17 protein-coding genes are annotated in these 18,174 nt (G+C 63.1%); 7 read left to right on the top strand and 10 right to left on the bottom strand.

Features of this window, described 5'->3' with window-relative positions; genetic code table 11:
- The first annotated feature begins 520 nt into the window (after positions 1-520).
- Genes HX811_RS07140 through HX811_RS07110 form a run of 7 tightly spaced genes read left to right on the top strand, consistent with a single transcriptional unit; the run spans position 521 to position 5,128 of the window.
- Positions 521-892, top strand: a complete 372-nt coding sequence (locus HX811_RS07140; RefSeq protein WP_177045356.1) for a hypothetical protein — start codon at positions 521-523, stop codon at positions 890-892.
- The gene (locus tag HX811_RS07135; RefSeq protein WP_102369490.1) at positions 882-1,331 is read left to right on the top strand and encodes a hypothetical protein; all 450 of its coding nucleotides are present in this window, start codon (positions 882-884) and stop codon (positions 1,329-1,331) included. Before HX811_RS07140 ends, HX811_RS07135 begins: the two co-directional genes overlap by 11 nt.
- Positions 1,328-2,329 (top strand): type III secretion system cytoplasmic ring protein SctQ, encoded by a 1,002-nt coding sequence (sctQ, locus tag HX811_RS07130; RefSeq protein ID WP_177021009.1) that lies wholly within the window; start codon positions 1,328-1,330, stop codon positions 2,327-2,329. The genes HX811_RS07135 and sctQ overlap by 4 nt, the downstream gene beginning before the upstream one ends.
- Positions 2,326-2,979, top strand: coding sequence for a type III secretion system export apparatus subunit SctR (gene sctR, locus HX811_RS07125; RefSeq protein ID WP_003208316.1), 654 nt, complete (start codon positions 2,326-2,328; stop codon positions 2,977-2,979). Before sctQ ends, sctR begins: the two co-directional genes overlap by 4 nt.
- 10 nt (positions 2,980-2,989) lie before the next feature.
- The gene (sctS, locus tag HX811_RS07120; RefSeq protein WP_003208314.1) at positions 2,990-3,259 is read left to right on the top strand and encodes a type III secretion system export apparatus subunit SctS; all 270 of its coding nucleotides are present in this window, start codon (positions 2,990-2,992) and stop codon (positions 3,257-3,259) included.
- A gap of 6 nt (positions 3,260-3,265) precedes the next feature.
- Positions 3,266-4,078 carry a type III secretion system export apparatus subunit SctT gene (gene sctT, locus HX811_RS07115; RefSeq protein ID WP_003208312.1) on the top strand — a complete coding sequence of 271 codons (813 nt, stop codon included), beginning with the start codon at positions 3,266-3,268 and terminating at the stop codon, positions 4,076-4,078.
- A gap of 3 nt (positions 4,079-4,081) precedes the next feature.
- Entirely contained in the window at positions 4,082-5,128 is a 1,047-nt protein-coding gene (locus HX811_RS07110) for an EscU/YscU/HrcU family type III secretion system export apparatus switch protein (protein ID WP_003208311.1), read from the top strand.
- Positions 5,129-5,274: 146 nt separating this feature from the next.
- Here the strand turns inward: HX811_RS07110 and HX811_RS07105 are convergent, their stop codons facing one another.
- The 10 genes from HX811_RS07105 to HX811_RS07060 all read right to left on the bottom strand — a co-directional run bounded on the left by HX811_RS07105 (position 5,275) and on the right by HX811_RS07060 (position 18,129).
- Positions 5,275-8,745, bottom strand: coding sequence for a hypothetical protein (locus HX811_RS07105; RefSeq protein ID WP_177045354.1), 3,471 nt, complete (start codon positions 8,743-8,745; stop codon positions 5,275-5,277).
- A gap of 106 nt (positions 8,746-8,851) precedes the next feature.
- Positions 8,852-9,583: a UTRA domain-containing protein gene (locus HX811_RS07100; RefSeq protein WP_134326968.1), complete on the bottom strand. Its 732-nt coding sequence runs from the start codon at positions 9,581-9,583 to the stop codon at positions 8,852-8,854.
- A gap of 38 nt (positions 9,584-9,621) precedes the next feature.
- Positions 9,622-10,188 carry a nicotinamide riboside transporter PnuC gene (pnuC, locus tag HX811_RS07095; RefSeq protein WP_102369486.1) on the bottom strand — a complete coding sequence of 189 codons (567 nt, stop codon included), beginning with the start codon at positions 10,186-10,188 and terminating at the stop codon, positions 9,622-9,624.
- A gap of 15 nt (positions 10,189-10,203) precedes the next feature.
- The gene (locus tag HX811_RS07090; protein WP_177028588.1) at positions 10,204-11,040 is read right to left on the bottom strand and encodes a 5'-nucleotidase, lipoprotein e(P4) family; all 837 of its coding nucleotides are present in this window, start codon (positions 11,038-11,040) and stop codon (positions 10,204-10,206) included.
- 12 nt (positions 11,041-11,052) lie between these two features.
- Positions 11,053-13,200, bottom strand: a complete 2,148-nt coding sequence (locus tag HX811_RS07085; RefSeq protein WP_177045352.1) for a TonB-dependent siderophore receptor — start codon at positions 13,198-13,200, stop codon at positions 11,053-11,055.
- A gap of 126 nt (positions 13,201-13,326) precedes the next feature.
- Entirely contained in the window at positions 13,327-14,199 is an 873-nt protein-coding gene (locus HX811_RS07080) for a sulfurtransferase (protein WP_102369483.1), read from the bottom strand.
- Positions 14,196-15,314: a phosphotransferase gene (locus HX811_RS07075; RefSeq protein ID WP_177045350.1), complete on the bottom strand. Its 1,119-nt coding sequence runs from the start codon at positions 15,312-15,314 to the stop codon at positions 14,196-14,198. Before HX811_RS07075 ends, HX811_RS07080 begins: the two co-directional genes overlap by 4 nt.
- Positions 15,311-16,231, bottom strand: a complete 921-nt coding sequence (locus HX811_RS07070) for an ABC transporter substrate-binding protein (protein ID WP_177045348.1) — start codon at positions 16,229-16,231, stop codon at positions 15,311-15,313. Before HX811_RS07070 ends, HX811_RS07075 begins: the two co-directional genes overlap by 4 nt.
- Positions 16,232-16,378: 147 nt before the next feature.
- A complete protein-coding gene (locus HX811_RS07065; RefSeq protein WP_003208292.1) occupies positions 16,379-16,771 on the bottom strand; it encodes a Rid family hydrolase in 393 nt (130 codons plus the stop codon).
- Positions 16,772-16,779: 8 nt separating this feature from the next.
- A complete protein-coding gene (locus HX811_RS07060; RefSeq protein WP_008433139.1) occupies positions 16,780-18,129 on the bottom strand; it encodes an MFS transporter in 1,350 nt (449 codons plus the stop codon).
- Positions 18,130-18,174: the final 45 nt, after the last annotated feature.

Raw genomic sequence — 18,174 nt, 5'->3', positions numbered from 1 at the left:
GTGGGCGCTGTCGAGCTTCAGCGAGGCTGCGATGGCGTCAGCACAGCCAACATCAATGTTGCCTGACCCACCGCTTTCGCAGCCTCGCCGGGGCTCGACAGCTCCCACATTTGATCTTCATGCACACCTTGATCCGCATGCGCCAGGTGCTGGCATGAGCCCGAAAGCGCAGCAAGCTCCAGTGTGGGAGCTGTCGAGCTTTAGCGAGGCTGCGATAGCGTCAGCACAGCCGACATCGATGTTGCCCGACCCACCGCTTTCGCAGCCTCGCCGGGGCTCGACAGCTCCCACATTTGATCTTCATGCACTCCCTGAACCGCAGGCGGTAGGTGCTGGCATGAGCCCGAACGCGCAGCAAGGTCCAGTGTGGGAGCTGTCGAGCTTTAGCGAGGCTGCGATGGCGGCAGCACTGCTGACATCAATGTTGCCTGATCCACCGCTTTCGCAGCCTCGCCGGGGCTCGACAGCTCCCACATTTGATCTGCATGCACTCCTTGATCCGCATGCGGCAGGTGCTTGCATGAGCCTGAAAGCACAGCAAGATCCAGTGTGGGAGCTGTCGAGCTTTAGCGAGGCTGCGATAGCGTCAGCACAGCCGACATCGATGTTGCCCGACCCACCGCTTTCGCAGCCTCGCCGGGGCTCGACAGCTCCCACATTTGATCTTCATGCACTCCCTGAACCGCAGGCGGCAGGTGCTGGCATGAGCCCGAACGCGCAGCAAGGTCCAGTGTGGGAGCTGTCGAGCTTTAGCGAGGCTGCGATGGCGGCAGCACTGCTGACATCGATGTTGCAGCGTTGCCGGGGCTCTACAGCTCCCACATTCGATCTTCATGCACTCAGTGAGTGCGCTGTTGGTATGACGATGGAGAAAAGAACCGATGAAGACTGAGCAACTGCGCACCCTGCAAACCCTGCGGGTGCTGCGCGAACAGCGGGCGGCGAGCCAGTTGGCGGCGCAACAGCAACGCTGCGCGCAAACCCACGGCGCCTTGACCGACGCCAAGGAACAACTGCGCCTGCACCGTGAGGCCGTTGCCCATGAAGCCGGCGAGATTTACGCCTCCCTCACCGAAGGCCTGTCGGTGGCCAGTTGGCAGGCCGCCCAGGATCGCCTGCGGGGCTTGGCCGACGATGAGCAGGTGCTTGAAGGCGACGTCAGCCACGTGTCCAGTACCCTGCAAACCCAGGAGCGTGAGCGCGACCTGTTCCGTCAGGAGCGCCTGAGCCGCCAGCGCCAGTCCGATGCCTGGCAAAGCCTGCTGGACGGGCGTGAAAGCAGCGAACGGGTGGCCGGCGAGCTGCGTGAAGAACAAGGACTCGGCACATGATCGTGGCCCTTGCCGACCCGTTGGCGCCCTGGCTTGAGCACTACGACCCGGCGCTGCTCACGCTGCATAACCAATTGCACCGCCGGCGGCATGCGTGGCAGGGCCGCTGCGCCGGGCAGGATCTGAGCGTCGCCTGGGCCGCCGATCCCCAGCCGCTGAAAACACCCCGGGATGTGTTGCTGTTGCTCGGCCAGTCACCGGTGCGCTTGCGACTCTCGGCTGCCGCCCTGGAACACGTACTGGTGCCGCTGGCGTTGCAGTTCGACGCGCAAGTGCTGCCGGCATTACCGCGTTCGCTGCTGCTGGAACTGGCCGTGCTGGACCTGATCGAGCGCCTCGAACCGTTGCTCGGCCACCCCGTGCAACTGCTCGAAACCAGTGACGACCTGCGGCCTTATGCAGTGCATCTGGCGCTGACATTGACCTTCGGCAACCACCCGCCAATGGCCGCCCAACTGGACTTGAGTGAAAGCGCTGCAGTGCTGGTGGGCCAGTTGCTGGAGCAGCACGGCCAGATCGACGCCGACCCGTTGCCGGCGCTGCGCCACACGCTGTCGGTAGTGGCCGGGCGGCAATGGTTGAGCCTCGGCGAGCTGCGCAGCCTGCAGCCCGGCGATGTGCTGATGCTCGAACCCGGCAGCGGCTGGCTGCTGGACCTTGAGGGCCGCCTGCAAGCCCGCTGCCAGCGCGACGGCTCGTCGCTGCAGGTGCAGGAACCTCTGAACACGCCCCTTTTGGACATGGAGAACACAATGACTGACGTCGATGCCGCCGCGGCCCTGGACGATTTGCCCCTCAAGCTGGTGTGCCAGGTCGGCAGCCTGGAACTGACCCTGGCGCAACTGCGGGAACTGGGGGCGGGCAGCCTGCTGCAACTGAATACGCCGACCGTGGATGGCGTCGACCTGATGGTCAACGGCCGTCGCGTCGGCCAGGGCCAACTGGTGAAAATCGGTGACGGCCTGGGCGTGCGCCTGCTGAGTTTCGCCACCCCATGACCGGTTATCAGCCGAACCTGATCGAGATCATCCTGGTGGTTGCCACCATCGGGTTGATCCCGTTGGCGGTGGTGACCCTCACCGGCTTCATGAAAATCTCGGTGGTGCTGTTCCTGATCCGCAACGCCCTGGGCGTGCAGCAGACGCCGCCGAACCTGGTGCTGTACGGCATCGCGCTGATTCTCTCGGTGTACGTCACCACGCCGTTGATTGGCGACATGTACCGCCAGGTAGAGGGCCGCGACCTGAATATCGAGCACGTCGAGCAACTCAAGGACCTCGGCGACGCCCTGCGCCCGCCGCTACAGGCGCACCTGGCACGGTTTGCCAACGAGTCCGAGCGCGGCTTTTTTGTGCAGGCCACCGAGACCATCTGGTCGCCGGAAGCCCGAGCCGACCTGCGGGATGACGACCTCGTGGTGCTGATCCCGGCGTTTGTCAGTTCGGAGCTGACCCGGGCCTTCGAGATCGGGTTCCTGTTGTATATCCCGTTCCTGGTGGTGGACTTGCTGGTGTCCAACGTGTTGATGGCGATGGGCATGTCGATGGTCTCGCCGAACCTGATCTCGATCCCGCTGAAAATCTTCCTGTTCGTGTCATTGAGCGGCTGGTCGCGCCTGATGCACGGTTTGATTCTGAGTTACGGCTGAGGCACGACCCATGGGCCAGGACGTTTTCCTGTCATTGATGAAACAGGCACTGATGACCGTGCTGATGCTCTCCGCGCCTGCGCTGGGGGTGGCGATCATCGTGGGTTTGAGCGTGGGCCTGTTCCAGGCGCTGACCCAGATCCAGGACCAGACCCTGCCCCAGGTGGTGAAGCTGGTGGCGGTGTTGTTGACTATCGTGTTTCTCGGCCCGGTGCTGGCCGGGCAAGTGGCGGAACTCGGCAGCCAGGTGCTGGACAATTTTCCCTTGTGGACGCGCTGACCGCCCATGGATGCCAGCCTTACCGCACAGTTTCTCGAAGTCGCCTACCCGGTGATCAGCTCGGCCTCGCTGGCGGCCTGCCGGGCCATGGGCGTGGTGGTGATCACCCCGGCGTTCAACCGCCTCGGGCTCACCGGAATGATTCGCGGCTGCGTGGCCGTGGCGATTTCGATCCCGATGTTCATGCCGGTGTTCGACGCCATGACCTCGATGCCCAACCACGGCAGCCTGTTTATCGCCGGGTTGCTGATCAAGGAATTCCTGATCGGCATCCTGATCGGCCTGTTGTTCGGCATTCCGTTCTGGGCGGCGGAAGTGGCGGGGGAGTTGATCGACCTGCAGCGCGGTTCGACCATGGCGCAACTGGTGGACCCGTTGTCCACCGGGGAGTCGAGTGTGATGTCCACCTTGCTGACGGTGATGTTGATCACGCTGTTCTTCATGTCCGGCGGTTTTATCCTGATGGTCGACGGTTATTACCACAGCTACCAGCTGTGGCCGGTGACCGCGTTTACCCCGGTGTTTGCCAGCTCGGCGTTGCTGGCGGTGCTGTCGATTCTCGACCAGATCATGCGGGTCGGAGTGCTGATGGTGTCGCCGCTGATCATCTCGCTGCTGGTCACTGATTTGATGCTGGCGTACCTGTCGCGGATGGCGCCGAACCTGCATATTTTCGACCTGTCGTTACCGGTGAAAAACCTGTTTTTCTCGATCCTGATGGTGATCTATATCGGCTTCCTGATTCCGTTGATGCTGGACCAGTTGGCGGAATTTCGCGGCACGGTGGAGCTGCTGAAAACCCTCGCGGGCATGGAGTAGCGCATGGGCGATACCAGCGAAGAGAAGTCCCAGCCGGCCACGGATAAAAAACTCAAGGACGCGCGAAAGAAAGGCCAGGTCGCCAAGAGCCAGGACCTGGTCTCGGGCATGGTCATCCTGTTCTGCACCCTGTGCATTTCCATCCTCGCGCCCCGGGCCCAGGCCCAGGTCACGGCGCTGATCGACCTGACTGCGCAGATCTACATCGAACCCTTCGCCACGGTGTGGCCACGGGTGCTGGACCATGCCGAGCAACTGGTGATCGGCATTACCCTGCCGGTGATGGCGGTGACCACCGGGGTGGTGATCCTGACCAATATCATCACCATGCGTGGCTTTGTGTTTTCCGTGGAGCCGATCAAGCCGGAGTTCAAGCGTATCAACCCGGCGGAAGGCTTCAAGAAGCTGTTTGCCCTGCGCAACTTTGTGGAGTTCATCAAGGGCCTGATCAAGGTGCATGTGCTGGCCGTGGCGTTCTACGTGGTGGGGCGGCATGCGTTGCAGGCGTTGATGGAGTCGTCGCGGTGTGGCGCGGGGTGTATCGAGTCGACGTTTTTCCTGGTGCTCAAGCCGCTGGTGTTTACCGTACTCGCGGCCTTCATCCTGGTGGGTGGGGTGGATGTGTTGATGCAACGCTGGCTGTTCGGCCGCGACATGAAAATGACCCGCAGCGAGACCAAGCGCGAGCGGAAGGACATTGACGGCGACCCGTTGATCAAGAGCGAACGGCGACGCCAGCGCCAGGAGATGCAGGCGCTGGCCACCAAGCTGGGGTTGGGCCGGGCGTCGATGATGATCGGCACCACCGATGGCTGGGTGATAGGCGTGCGTTATGTGCGTGGTGAAACGCCGGTGCCGGTGGTGGTGTGCCGCGCTTCGCCGGAGGAAGCGTTGGGGATGTTGCAGGAGGCGTTTGACTTAGGGATACCGCAGGCGCCGGACAAGGGCTTGGCGGAAGCGATTGCGCGCAAGACGGTGCCGGGGGATCCGGTGCCGGATGCTTCGTTCCAGGCGGTGGCGGACTGGTTGGTGGCGGCGCGGTTGATCTGACGATCTTGAGCCGAACACCGATCAAAATGTGGGAGCGGGCTTGCTCGCGAAGGCGGTGTGTCAGTCACTGAAAATGTTGACTGACCCACCGCCTTCGCGAGCAAGCCCGCTCCCACATGGGTTCTGCCGGGTGTCAGGAAGTTCAGTTATGGCTTGTCCACATCATGGTACTCACCCCCATACCCATCCCCCACCCGCCAGATAATGTCGTGGTTCTCATTGGTCCATTCCGACGGTTTCAGCGAGTACTTGTAGTCCTCTGAGTTACGGTTATTCCCGTCCCCGATAAAGTCCGGGTGGTCCCGCCGATGGTCGCCCCCGCGGATACTCGACCGCGCATCCCACTCTTCCTTGCGGAAATCAAAAATGCTCTGGTCCTGCGGCGCATCCCGCTGGCCCCAGTCGGACAGGTAGGTCTGCAACCACACGTACGCTTCATCCCCATTGGGCTTGAGCAGCCCGTCCTGCTTGAAATCCTGGATCTGGTCCCAGTTCTGCATCGAGATCTTGTGCAGCTTGTGGGACTGCACCGTGCTCAAGATCGCCCCGACAAACGACAACGCGCCGGAGATCAAGAAACCCACCGGTCCCAGGAACGGAATGATCCGCCCGGTCACCCCCAGCGTGCCCAGCACGCCGCCGGCCGCGCCCACCAGGCTGCTGACACCACCGGCCATCGACAGTGAACCCGAGGCGATTTTCACCGGGTCTTTCTCGCGCACACCATCACGCAAGGTAAACGCCGCCTGCACCACACTGATCACGCCGCCTGCCACGTCGGTGGCCATGCCGATCACCTTGATCGCGCTGCTGGCGAACTTCGCGCCAAACCCGGCCCCGGCCACGCCGCCGCGGCTGGCAATGCCTTTTTCAATGCCTTCCTGGATCTTCGCCGCGCCTTCGTCGCTCCAGCCGCCGCTGTTGAGGGCCTTGCCCACGTCCTTGCCGTCGTCCATGGCCTGGTCGACGATCTCGAAGTACTTTTTCTGCACCGCCTCGGCGTCCTTGGGCAGCGCGTGGTACCCCTCGCCGGGCTTGGCCCACAGGTCGGGCAGGGAACGGTCGAAGCCCATCAGCTTGTAGGCATTGGTGCCGCGCAACTTGTCGTAGACCTTCAAGCCCAGCGTGGCGAAGTGCGAGCCGGTGCCAAGGAAGCCGAGGAAGTCGTTGGCGATGCCCAGGCGCTTCATCGGCGTATCCGCCAGCTTGCCGCCTTGCCCGGCGAGTTGGTAGACGATACGGCCCATGCCGATCGCGCCGCCCACTGAGCCGAGTACGCCGTTGTCCTTGAGGAAGTTGAGGTTCTTCACGAACGAACTGCGGTTCTCTTCGCTGAGGCCCGGCATGATCTCCTTGCTCACGGCCTTGTCGATGTCGCTGAAGCTGATCACGCCGTTTTTCTGCCAGGTGTCGCCGAGGGAAATCATCGCCTTGCCGAAATCGGCGGCGGCGTTTTTGTCCTTGAGCAGTTGGTCGACGAACTTCGAATACACACCCAGCGCCTGGCGCGGCAGGCCGTCGGCACTGCCCTTGAGCATCGACAGGATTGCCATGGTGTTGTCGGTGGTGGCCAGGGCGGTGTTGTCGTCTGAGATCTTGGTGGGATCGTCCATCAGCTTTTCAACGGCATCGGTGTAGCCGTCGATCTGCAGGTTTTGCAGGAAGTTGTCGGCCTTGGCCGGGTCGATATCAGCCAGGGCGGTGTAGGCGGTCTGGATTTCCTGGGTGGCCAGTTCGGTCTTGCCGCTGTCCTGCAGGGACTTGATGTACTGGGTGAAGTTCTCCGAGGAGGTGCTGTCGATCAGGCGCTGCCGGGTCTCATCGACCTTCGCCTGGCCGCCGTCGACCTTGCCCAGGGCTGCGTCGTGGTTGGCCTTGATGTCGTGCTGGATGGTCGAGTCGCCGAGCAGGTCGTTGATGGTCTGGTCGATGGCCTTGGTGTCGAAGATGTTGTCGCGTACATCCCGCGAGGTCACGTCGATGGGCGTGGTGGCGATGCCCTGGTTGCCGAAGCCGTGCTCGGGAATGATCGACATGCCATTGTCGGCCATGCTCCTGGCTTCCACCGCCCGCAGGAACTTGGCGCGCGGGTCGTCCTTGCCGATGCTGCCGTCCTTGACCCCGGCGCGGTAGCTGTCCACCAGGGTTTTCATCGACAGGTCCTGCACCGACAGCGGGTTGCCGCCTTCATCTTTTTCGGTGGTGGTGAGGTTGTCGACGGACACGTCCTTGAGGGGCGGCAGGCCGTTATCGGTGCGCAGCTTGTCGACGTCGGTGGTCTGCGCGGCGATGTCGCTGCGGTAGCTGGAAATTTGCTCGAACAGCTGTGGGTTGCTGTCTTCCGACACCACGATTTTCTCTTCGCTGCCCCCCGGCTTGTGCTGGGTGAAGGCGATCAGGCCCGGGCCATAATCACCGGCGCCGCCGACGCTCATGATGTCTTCGGTGGAGGCCAGGTAAGCGTCCGGGGCGGCGAGGGTGTAGCCGTCGCCCTTGGCCTTTTCGATGCCGGCCAGGGTTTGGCCCTTGCTGGTGTAGGCGGCGAAGGCTTCGGGGGTGATGTCCTTGGACACCACCAGCAGTTTGCCGTCGGCCTGGTTGACCACCAGGATGCCGTCCATGGGCGCGTCGACCTTGCTGATGTCGCCCAGCTTCAGGCTGGCCTCGTCCTTGCGCAGCAGTTCCTGGCCGGGCAGGGACTGGGCGTTCTTGATGTAGTCGAAGGCCTGCGAGCCTTCGCTGGCGTGCACGGCGTGGAGGAAGTTGTAGAAGGTGCCGCCCGCATTGGGGTTGGGGTTGCTGAGGTCGGCGCCGGGCTGCGGCAGGTCGGCTTCGGACTTGCTGATCGCGTACTTGTGGCCCTGGTGTTCGAACAGGATCACCCCGGCAACATTGTCTTCGGACACCACTTTCAACTGGCTGAAATCGAGGTCGCCCGGCAGGCTGGTGACTTCTTCATAACCTTTGGATTTGCCGTCATTGAGAGCTTCCTTGGTCACCCCGGCCTGGGTGTAGGTGCTGAACGCCTGGGGCGTGAGCAACTCAGAAATGACCAGAGTCTTGCCGTTTTCAAGGCTGACCTTGAGGATGCCGTCTTCAGCCTTGCCCACGGATTTGATGTTGGCCAGGCGCACGCCGTCGCCGTCTTCGCGCAGCAGTTGCTGGTCGGGGTTCTTCAGGCTTTCGACGATGGCCTTGCCGGCCGGGGTGCCCTGGGTTTCGGCCAGGGTCTGGAGGAAGGTGTACAGCGGGGTACCTTCGTCGGGCCCGCCCTGGTTGACCGGGGCTACGGCATGGCCGAAGCGCAGGTTCTTCAATACGTCGAAGCCGTCCTGGGCGTTGGCCGCACCCTCGGCGCTGATCTTGTATTTGGCGCCGTCCTGTTCGAAGTAGATCACCCCGGCGTCCTTGTCTTCGGAAATGACCTTGAGCTTGTCGATGTCGAGTTTGGCCGGGAGGGCGGTGACTTCCTTGTAGTCCTCGGGCTTGAGGGTTTTGTCGCCCGGCCCGGTGCTGGCAAGGATTTTGGCTTTGTTCAGGACGGCGTCGAAAACCCGCTCGGGAGCGTTGGGTTGATCGACGCGGGGCGACGCGGATTTTTCGGGGCGGGTGATCATCGGTTCAGTCCATGTGAGGGGCGCACGAGGACTCGATAGTAGGGGCTGCAAGCGAGTGAAAACGGGTTCGTTGGCAACAAGTCACAAGCTTTCACAGGTGTGAAATTCACGTCCCGGGGTAGCGCGTCTCCATCACGACGGACAATGCATCCGGACGCCAGAATTCCTGGTCGAACTCCACCGGCTGGTCATCCTCGCCGAAGTTCAAGCGTTCCAGATACACGCTGGTGGAACCGGTGGACAATTGCAGCAACTCCGCCTGCTCTTCATTCACCGTGCCAATGTGCATCTCCAGCTCACACCGCGACAGCACCCGGGAAAACCGCTCCCGCAGCAGTTGGGTCAGCGAGGTATTCAGGTCGGCCTCCAGCAGCCCAGGGCACCAGCTGGCCAGCAGCGCGTTGAACTCCAGCAACACCGGCCGCCGGTCGATCCAGCGCCGCCGTTGCAGGAAAAACATCGGCTCATCCGCCGACGCGAGGCCCATCCTCCTGGCCAGCCAATCGCCTGCCGGGCGCAACTGCGCGTGCAGGCATTCGGTGCGCGGCGTGCGGCCCTGGGCACTCACATAATCCATGAAGCCGCTGATGCGCGTCGGGTCATAGCGGATGCGCCGGGGGCTGACAAACCAGCCGCGACGGTTTTCCCGGTACACCAGGCCCTCGGCTTCCAGTTGCTGCAAGGCCTGGCGCAAGGTGACCCGGGTGCAGCCGAAGCGCTCGATCATCTCCCGTTCGGACGGGAATTTCTCATCCGCCTGCGGCACACCCGCCGCGATATCGTGGGCGATCTGTTCGCGAATGCGCTGGTAGTGCGGTGAAATCGGGTCGAAAGGCATCCTGGGGTTCCGTGTGCAGGCCGGGCGTGGGCGTGACTCTACCGTTCCTGTTGGCGCAGGTCACGCTGCCACGACACCAACCCATACGCCGCCAGCACCACAAACCCGGCATACAACGCGGCGGTCAGCTGCAGGTCCTTGTACACAAACAGCCCCACGTAGACCGTATCCAGCACGATCCACAGCCACCAGCTCACCACGTACTTGCGCGCCGCCCACAGGCTGGCCACCAGGCTGAAAGCGGTGAGCAGCGAGTCCAGCCACGGCAGTGCGGCATCGGTGAAGTGGTGCATGGCGGCGCCCAGCAGCAGCGCGCCGATCACCCCGGCGAGCAGGTGTCGCCATGCCTCCTGGACCGGCAGCCGTTCCACCCGCACCTTGCCCGCGTCGATGCGCCCGGTGCTCCAGCGCCACCAGCCGTAGCCCTGCAACACAGCGAAGACCAGTTGCAGGAGCATGTCGGAATACAGCTTCACGTCGAAGAAGATCCAGCCGTACAGCAACACCGCGACCACGCTGACCGGCCAGCACCAGCGCACCCGTCGGGCGGTGAGCCACACCCCGGCGATATTGAAGATCACAGCGACTATTTCCAGCGGCGTCATACGGTCCCCTCAGGGTCAGTTTTGCAGGTGCAGCGCCTGTTGCTTGAGCTGGCGCTTGCGTTCAAAGGGCAGTTTTTCCTGGTCGCCATACGGCGCGCTGTACCAGTTGCCGTAAGTCGGGTTGGGCAGCACGAACCAGCGCTGGCCGAGCCAGCCCAGGTAGGGTTCGGCGGCCTTGCGCTGGGCGTCCAGGGTGTTGTGTTCGGCCTGCACGAAATCCCCCAGGGAATCACCCGCCAGGATCAGCACGCGGGCATGTTGGGCGACCCATTGGCGTCGGCAGTTCTTGCCGTAGCCGGCGTGTTCGCAGCCGCCAATCGGCGTGCCGGCAGCCAGTACCTGCTGCTCGCTGTCCACCGGAAAGCCCCGCAGGCGCAGGTTGTTGACGGTGGCCTGGACCTGGCTTTGCTCGCGGTTGGTGATGTAGTACACCGTGATGCCTTTGTGTTTGGCGGCCTGCAGGAACGCCACGGCGCCCGGCAGCGCCTGGGCCTTGGCCTGGTCGACCCAGGTGTTCCAGCGGTCGTAGGAGTAGACCTGGTTGTTGACGACGTCCCGGGCATTCAGCGGGATGTTGTCGAGCACGGTCTCGTCGATGTCGACGATCACCGCTGGCGGCAGCCCGGCCAGATTGCGCGGTGGCAAGGGCAGGGCGTCCCAGTCCGGGGTCTTGAGGGCCACGTCCAGTTGGCGAGTGGCGTTGGCGAACACCTGGCGGTAGATCAGCTCGTGCTCGATGGAGGTCTGGGTCCACAGCACCGCATCCAGCTGGTCGTTGGCGGGCGGTTGCTGCTGGCAGCCGACGAGGGCGGTGGAGAGCAGGCACACACTGGCAAAAATCAGATTACGCATGAACAGTCAGCCTCAAAAATTGACGGTGGCGGATAACCGCGCGGTGCGTGGCGCGCCGAGGAACAGGTAGCCATCGCCCGCCGATTCACCCACATCGCGCCAGTAGCGTTTGTCGAACAGGTTGTCGACGGTCAGGCGCAGCACAGTATCGTAATCACCGACTTTGGTGCTGTAGCGTCCGCCGACATCGAACACCGCATAGTCGTCGACCTTCACGCTGGCCTCGCGGTTCGCGTACTTGCTGCCGCTGTATTGCACGCCGCCGAGCAGGGCCAGGCCCTTGATCCCGGGAATGCTGTAGTCGCCGTGCAGGCTGGCGCGCAGCTTGGGTACGTTGATCGCCTGGTGGCCGTCGTAGTCGTCGGTGCCGCTGCCGCTCACCCGGGCGCGAATCGCCGCCACGCTGGCGGACACTTGCAGGTTGTCGGTCACCCGACCATTGGCCGAAAGCTCCAGGCCGACGTTCTTCTGCTGGCCCTGCTGTACGAAGGTGATGCTGCCGTCATCGTTGGGCCGGTTGTATTGCAGGTCCTGGGTGATCTGGAACAGCGCGGCGGTCAGGCTCAGGCGCTGGAAGTCACGCTTGATCCCCACTTCCAGCTGGCGCGAGGTGGTCGGCGGCAAGACCTCATCGGCGTTGCTGCTGAACCATGCCGCGGTGCCGCCCAGGGACAGGCCCTTGCTGTAGCTGGCGTACAGGGTTGTGTCCGGGCGCGGCTTGTAGATCAGCGCCACCTGGGGCAGGAATACGCTGCGCTGGGTATGGCGGGTGGTGTCGCCGGCCTGGTCGTAGGTTTCTTCGTCGAGGCGCACCTGGCGCCCGCCGAGAACAGTTTGCCACTGCTCGTTGAAGCTGATGCGGTCGCTGGCGAACAGCCCGTATTGGCGGCTGTCCAGGCGCCGGTAGGTATGGCCCAGCGGCCCCTCGTAGGGGTCAAGTACCGGCGGCTTTTCGTAGATATTGCCCTCGCCGATGTATTCGTTGACTGATTCACGCCGGTCCACCAGGCGGCGCAAGGCAGTGGTGCCGAAGGTCAGGTCATGCTTGAGAAAACCGGTGTCGAACTGGCCGTTGAGGGCGGCCTGGGCTTCTTCGTTGCTGCGGGTGTCGTCGGGGCTGCGATAGTCCGAGATGTCGTAGTCACCCTCGGCGCTGAAGTGGTTGGGCACTGCGGTGTTGGCGCAACTGGCGGCGCCGTAGCAACCCCAGGCGAAGGTGCTGTAGTCGTCGATCACCACGCGGCTGCGGGAGGCGCTGAAGCTGGCTTTCCAGGCCTCGTTGAAGCGGTATTCGAACAGGCCGTCGAGGTTCAGCGACTTGATGCCCACCGGGTTCGACCAGCTCTGGTAGCCCAGCAGATCCCGTGGCGACACGTTGTGGGGCACGGTGGTGCCGCCGAGCAATTGGTATCCGGGCACCGAGCGTTGCTCGCGGTTCTGGTATTCGGCGTTCAGTTGCAGCAGGGCGTTGGGGCTGATGTTCCAGTCTAGGGCCAGGGAGGCAAAATCCCGCTGGCCGTCGGCGTGGTCGACGTAGGAACGGATGTCTTCGTGGGCCAGGTTGACCCGCACCCCCACCTGCTGCTCGGCACCGAGCCAGCCGCCGACGTCGGTGGCCAGGTAGCGCTCGCCGTGTTCGTTGGTGGAGACAGTCACCGAGCGCACGTTCTCCGGGCGCTTGCTTACGTAGTTGATCAAGCCGCCGGGTTCGGACACGCCGCTTTGCAGCCCGGACAGGCCCTTGAGCACTTCCACTTGCTGCTTGTTTTCCAGTGCGACGTTCTGTTCGCCAGTGATGGTGCGACCGTTGATCTTGTAGCTGCTGGCCGGGTTCAACGAGAAACCGCGCACCACGAAATTCTCGTAGTAACCCACCGGCGCATAGCTGTCGCCGACCGAGGCGTCATTCTTCAATACTTCACTGAGCAGGCGGGCTTGCTGGTCTTTCAGGCGAGCCTCGGTGATCACCGCCACCGAGGCCGGGGTGTCCAGCAGCGTGGCGTTATCGAAGCCGGCGACAGCGGCCTTTTTCGCCTGGTAGTCGGTGGCCTGTTCACCGACTACGGTGACGGTGTCCAGGGTCGCGTCCTGGGCGTGGGCGGCCGTGGCGGCGAGGGTGATGCTCAGGGCGAGCAGGGTGTGACGGTACGGTGTTGCCATAAAAGGAGCGCTCCAAGGGCCTGCCCGCTGGCGCCTCGCGCTTTATTGGGCGCAAAGAGGCCCAGCGCTGCGCAACGGACGGGTTGCCAGTACGAAATTAAAAAGCCGGGGTCGCCGCAAAAGGCGTCAGGCCGGAGCTGCTCCGGTAGTCATTGGTAAGCGTGCGTCGGCGGCCCATTCCTGCAGCGAGCCGTCGTAGAGTGCGAGGTCCTGGCGACCCAGCAGGGTCAGGGCCAGGGCGTTGGCCGCCGCGGAAATTCCGCCGCCGCAGTACAGAATCAATGGACCGTCGCTGTGCAGCAGCGTGGGTCCGATAGCCACGGCCAGGGCGTCCTTGGGCAGGTAGCGACCCTGTGCATCAAACAGCGTGCGTGCCGGCAGGTTGTGGCTGCCGGGAATGTGCCCGCGCCGGGCGTAGCGGGTGGCTGCGGTGCCGTCGAACAAGGCGCTGCCCAACGCGCAGACGAGTACGCCGGGTGCTTGTCCTGCGGCCACCGCCTCAACGCCTGCGCGGTCGATCCACAGTGGTGCGTAGGTGCTGATCGGCCAGGGTTCGACGACGGGTGTGTTTGCAGGCTGCCCGCTGTGCTGCGGTAACCCCGCCCGTTGCCAGGCGTTGAAACCACCGTCCAGCACGCCGGCGTGAATGCCCAGCCCGCGCAGCATCCACCACAGGCGTGCGGCCCAGAAACCGTCGGCGCGATCGTAGATCACCACGTTGCTGCCGACGCCTGCACCCAGATTCGCCAGTGCCTGAATCAGGGCTTGTGGTGTTGGCAGGGCGAAGCTGTAGCTCGCTTGAACGTCGGCCAGATCGGTCAGCAAGTCGGCATGCCGTGCGCCGGGGATATGTGCGTGCAGCCAACCGGCATGACCGCTGGCGACCCGGTAATCACCGTCAAAACGCGGGGACGGCAGGACGACGGTGGCGTCCAGTATCACCAGCCCGGGCTCCCCGAGGTGGGCATGCAGCCAATCGGTATCGACCAGGATACTCATACGGATTTTCGCCGCAGGTGGTTGAGCAATCGTTGCCCCTGGGCACCGGCAAACCACTGCAGATGGCCCAGCAGGTAGGCGTGATAGGCCACGTCGGCACTGCGGGTGGAACCCACTACGCCTTGGTAGTACGCGATTTCGGACAGGGCAAAATCCACATGCACCAACGGCAGCAGGGCGCTCAGGGTGTGCAGGTCCTGGGCGCTCAATGGCCGGCCCCGGTGATAGCCGGTGAGCAATGCGTCGAGGCTGTCGAGGTCCGCTGCTGCCAGGCCACCGCTGTCCAGGTCCAGCCAGGGCACGGCGTTGCGTTCGATGGCGGTCGCCAGGTCGTAGAGGGCGAAGGTGCGGTCGGCGAGGCCGAAGTCCAGCACGCTGGCGACGTTGCCGTCTGCATGCCACAGCAGGTTCGAGGCGTGCCAGTCGTTATGGGTCCAGAGCGCCGGTTGTTGGTGCAGCAAGGGTTGCAGGGGCGCGTGCCAGGGCAACAGCAGCTCGGTCAGCCGTGCGTGCCAATCCTTGTCGGCGAGGTACTCGGTCAGCGCCGGGGTGTTGGCGATCGCGGCCAGTGGCGCGGGTTGTTCGATCACCCGGGCGTTGGCCAGCAGCACTTCTGTTTGACGGCGGGGTGCGCTGTAGTGCTCGGCTGCGAGGTGCAATCGAGCCAGCGCCACACCCGCCGCCTGCGCATGTTGAGTGCTTTGGAAGGGCGACCACGACAGCGCATCGCGGTACAGGTCAAGGCCCTCGGCGACATGGTGAATCTCGTAGGTCCATTCACCTTGCGTCGTGGCCGTTGCTCCGTGGCGGTTCGACACCACTGCGGCAACCGGTGCGCCGTGGCGATGCAGGTGGGCGATCAGGCGGTGTTCTTCTTCCAGCCATGCGGCTTGGCGCACGTGCCGGTGATGCCGTTTGACGAACAGGGTGGCGCTGCCGGTATTGATCAGCCCGGCAGCGGAGAACGGTCGCGGGCTGTGCCAATGCAAACTGCGCAGTTGACCCAGTTGCGGGTACTCGTGCAGCAGCTGTTGGATATCTGCTTCGTGCAGCGCTGGCCAGTCGGCAGCTACCGGATCAAGCCCCAGGCCATGGGCGGTGCGTTGTGGATTCATGCCGTCGCCCCGGGCAGATAGGCGTTGCTGGTTGCCCCTTGCCACACCTGCGGATTGTCGAGCACCGCGTGCTCGTGCAGCCACTCGGCATAAGGTTTCAGCAGCGCCTGGCGTTGCTCGCCCCAACGACCGTCATGCAGCCAGGTCGGAGCGATTTTGTGCAGGGATGCGCTGAGCAATTCCGCCGGGAAATACGGCGTAGTGTGCTCATAGGCTGCCAGCGCGATGGCTGGCTCTTCGGCCACGGCAAAATAGCCACGGGCAGTGGCCGCGAGGAAATCACGCACCAACCCGGGCTGCTCGGCGAGGGTTCGTTCGTGGGCGCCCAACAGGTAGCTGTGATACGCCGGTGCGCCAATCTGATCCACCGGCAACACCACCCGGCGTTCTGCTTCGATGGGGCTGTGCATCAACGCTTCCCAGGCCCAGTAGCCGCCGAAACTGGCATCGGCGATGCCTTCGGCCAACTGTTCGGGCCGCAACTCACGTACGCCGCTGTCCACCAGGATCACGCCATCAGGGTCGCCACCGTCGTTGCTCACCAGGTGACGCACCATCGCCACACCCCGTGGCGTGGGGTTGAGCGCCAGGCGCTTGCCCACCAGGTCTCGTGGGCGGCGGATGCCGGAGTCGGTCAGGGTTTGAATCGACTCAAGGCCCGCATGATTGATCGCCGCGATGCCTTGCATGGCTTGCCCCTGGCCGCGCCGGACCAGCAGGCGGTTGCTGGGGAAAATGCCGAAGTCCGCCGCGCCGGTCAGCAGGTGTTCAAGGGTGTCGCCACGGTAGGGGTCGTGCACCACCAACTCCACATCCAGGCCCAGCTCGGCGTACCAGCCGCGTTCCCGCGCCAGGTACAAACCCGCCGAATTCGGCCAGGGATGAAAGTACTCCAGCATTACCTTTACCGACACCATCGCTTGCTTCTCCAGCCTGCAGTCTTTTGATGGGGGCGATTTATAAGGGAGCAATCTGGTATATACCAATATCGTTTATTGCTATGGATATAACCGGGACCAAAAAAAACCGCGGCCCAAGCCGCGGTTTTTTACTCATCGCCTGGGTCAATCGGCAACGATGGCGTACGTTTCGATTTCGACTTTCTGCCAGGGGCGCAGCATCGAATCCACCTGAATCAGGCTGCTGGCCGGGCGAATGGCGTCGAACACCTCGCTGTGTGCCTTGGCGACGGAGGCGGCATCGTTGATATCCCGCAGGTAGACCACGGTGCGCACTACGTCTTCAGGGCCCATGCCCGCCTCGGCCAACACCTTGTTGACGGTGACGAGAATGGCCTGGGCCTGTTCGTAAGCATTGCTGTGTTCGTAATCGGGTGAGGCGCAGGTGCCGGAGATGTGCAGGTGGTTGCCCACGCGAACGGCGCGGGAATAACCGAACACGTTTTCGTACTGACCGCCCGAGGAAATAGTTTGCCGCGCTGTGGTTTTACTGGTCATGGTGGTTCTCATGTTGGGAGGGGTTTACCGGTGGAGTCCTTGACGAACAGGATCGAAATCAGGCCGACCACGGCACCGCCGATCAGGTACCAGGCGGGAATCATCTGGTTGCCGGTGATCGATATCAGCCAGGTATTGATCAGCGGGGCCGTGCCTCCGAACAGCGAGACCGCGACGTTGTAGCTCAAGGCGAGGGCGCTGTAGCGCACGCGGGCCTTGAACAGCGAAGTCATGGTGGCCGGCATCGCTCCTTCAAAAAACAACTGGGCGAGGGTCAGGATCAGCAGGGCGGCCAGCAGCAACCCGACACTCTGGGTATGCAGCAGCATGAAGCAGGGGAACGCCATGACGATCAGCAGCACGCAGCCGGTAATGATCATCCGGTTCCGGCCCAGTCGGTCGGCCAGCAAGCCTGAAACCGGGATCAACACCAGCATGAACAGCGTCGCGGCCATCCCCAGGTTCCTGGCGAACGTATTGCTGTACCCGAGTACATTTTCCAGATAACCCGGGATGTACCCGAGGATGATGTAGTAGGTCACGTTGAACACGGTGACCAAGCCCATGCATTGCAGGATTTTCGGCCATTCGTTGACCAGTAAGCTGAACAGGCTGGGTTCGGCGCCCGTCGCCTTTCGCAGTTTTTCGTTGGCCTGGATTTCCTTGAACACTGGTGTTTCTTCCAGGCCAAGGCGCAAGTAGAGGGCGATCAGGCCGAGCAGGCCGCCAATCGCAAAGGGCACGCGCCAGCCCCAGTCCTGCATGGCTTGTTCGCCCAGGCCCAGGGTAAACAGGCTGACCACTGCACCGCCCAGCAGGAACCCGGAGATATTGCCGAATTCCAGCCAACTGGTGAAAAAGCTGCGTCGCTCGTCCGGCGAATGCTCGGCGATGAACGTGCAGGAGCCGCCGTACTCGCCACCCGCCGACAGGCCCTGGAGCAGACGCATGAGAATCAACAGGACGGGCGCAAACAGGCCGATGCTCGCGTAACTCGGGATCAAGGCAATGGCGAAGGTTGCGACGGCCATCAGCGTGATGCTCAGCGACAGCGCCGTGCGCCGGCCAAACTTGTCGCCAATGGGACCGAATACCAGGCTGCCCAGTGGCCGAATCAGGAAGCCCGCCGCGAAGGTGGCGTAGATCGCCATCAACTGGGTGGTCGGGTTGTCGTTGTGGAAGAACGTCTTGCCGATGATGCCGGCGAGAGAGGAGTAGAGCGCAAAGTCGAACCATTCGACCATATTGCCCAGTGTCACGCCGACGACCGCTTTGGTCAGCCGTTTGCGTGAGGGTTCAGCCGATGCACGGTCGGCGGGAAACCCTTGATGAATCGAGGAAGCGTGAACTTCGCCCATGATATTGCCCTCTGGAATAATTGTAGTGAGGCAGCAGTCAATAGG

The organism is Pseudomonas sp. F8002 (assembly GCF_013385495.1).
In the GTDB taxonomy this organism is placed as follows: domain Bacteria; phylum Pseudomonadota; class Gammaproteobacteria; order Pseudomonadales; family Pseudomonadaceae; genus Aquipseudomonas.
Note: the sequence above shows the minus strand (reverse complement) of the source record. Positions and strands in the feature narration are given on the sequence as shown.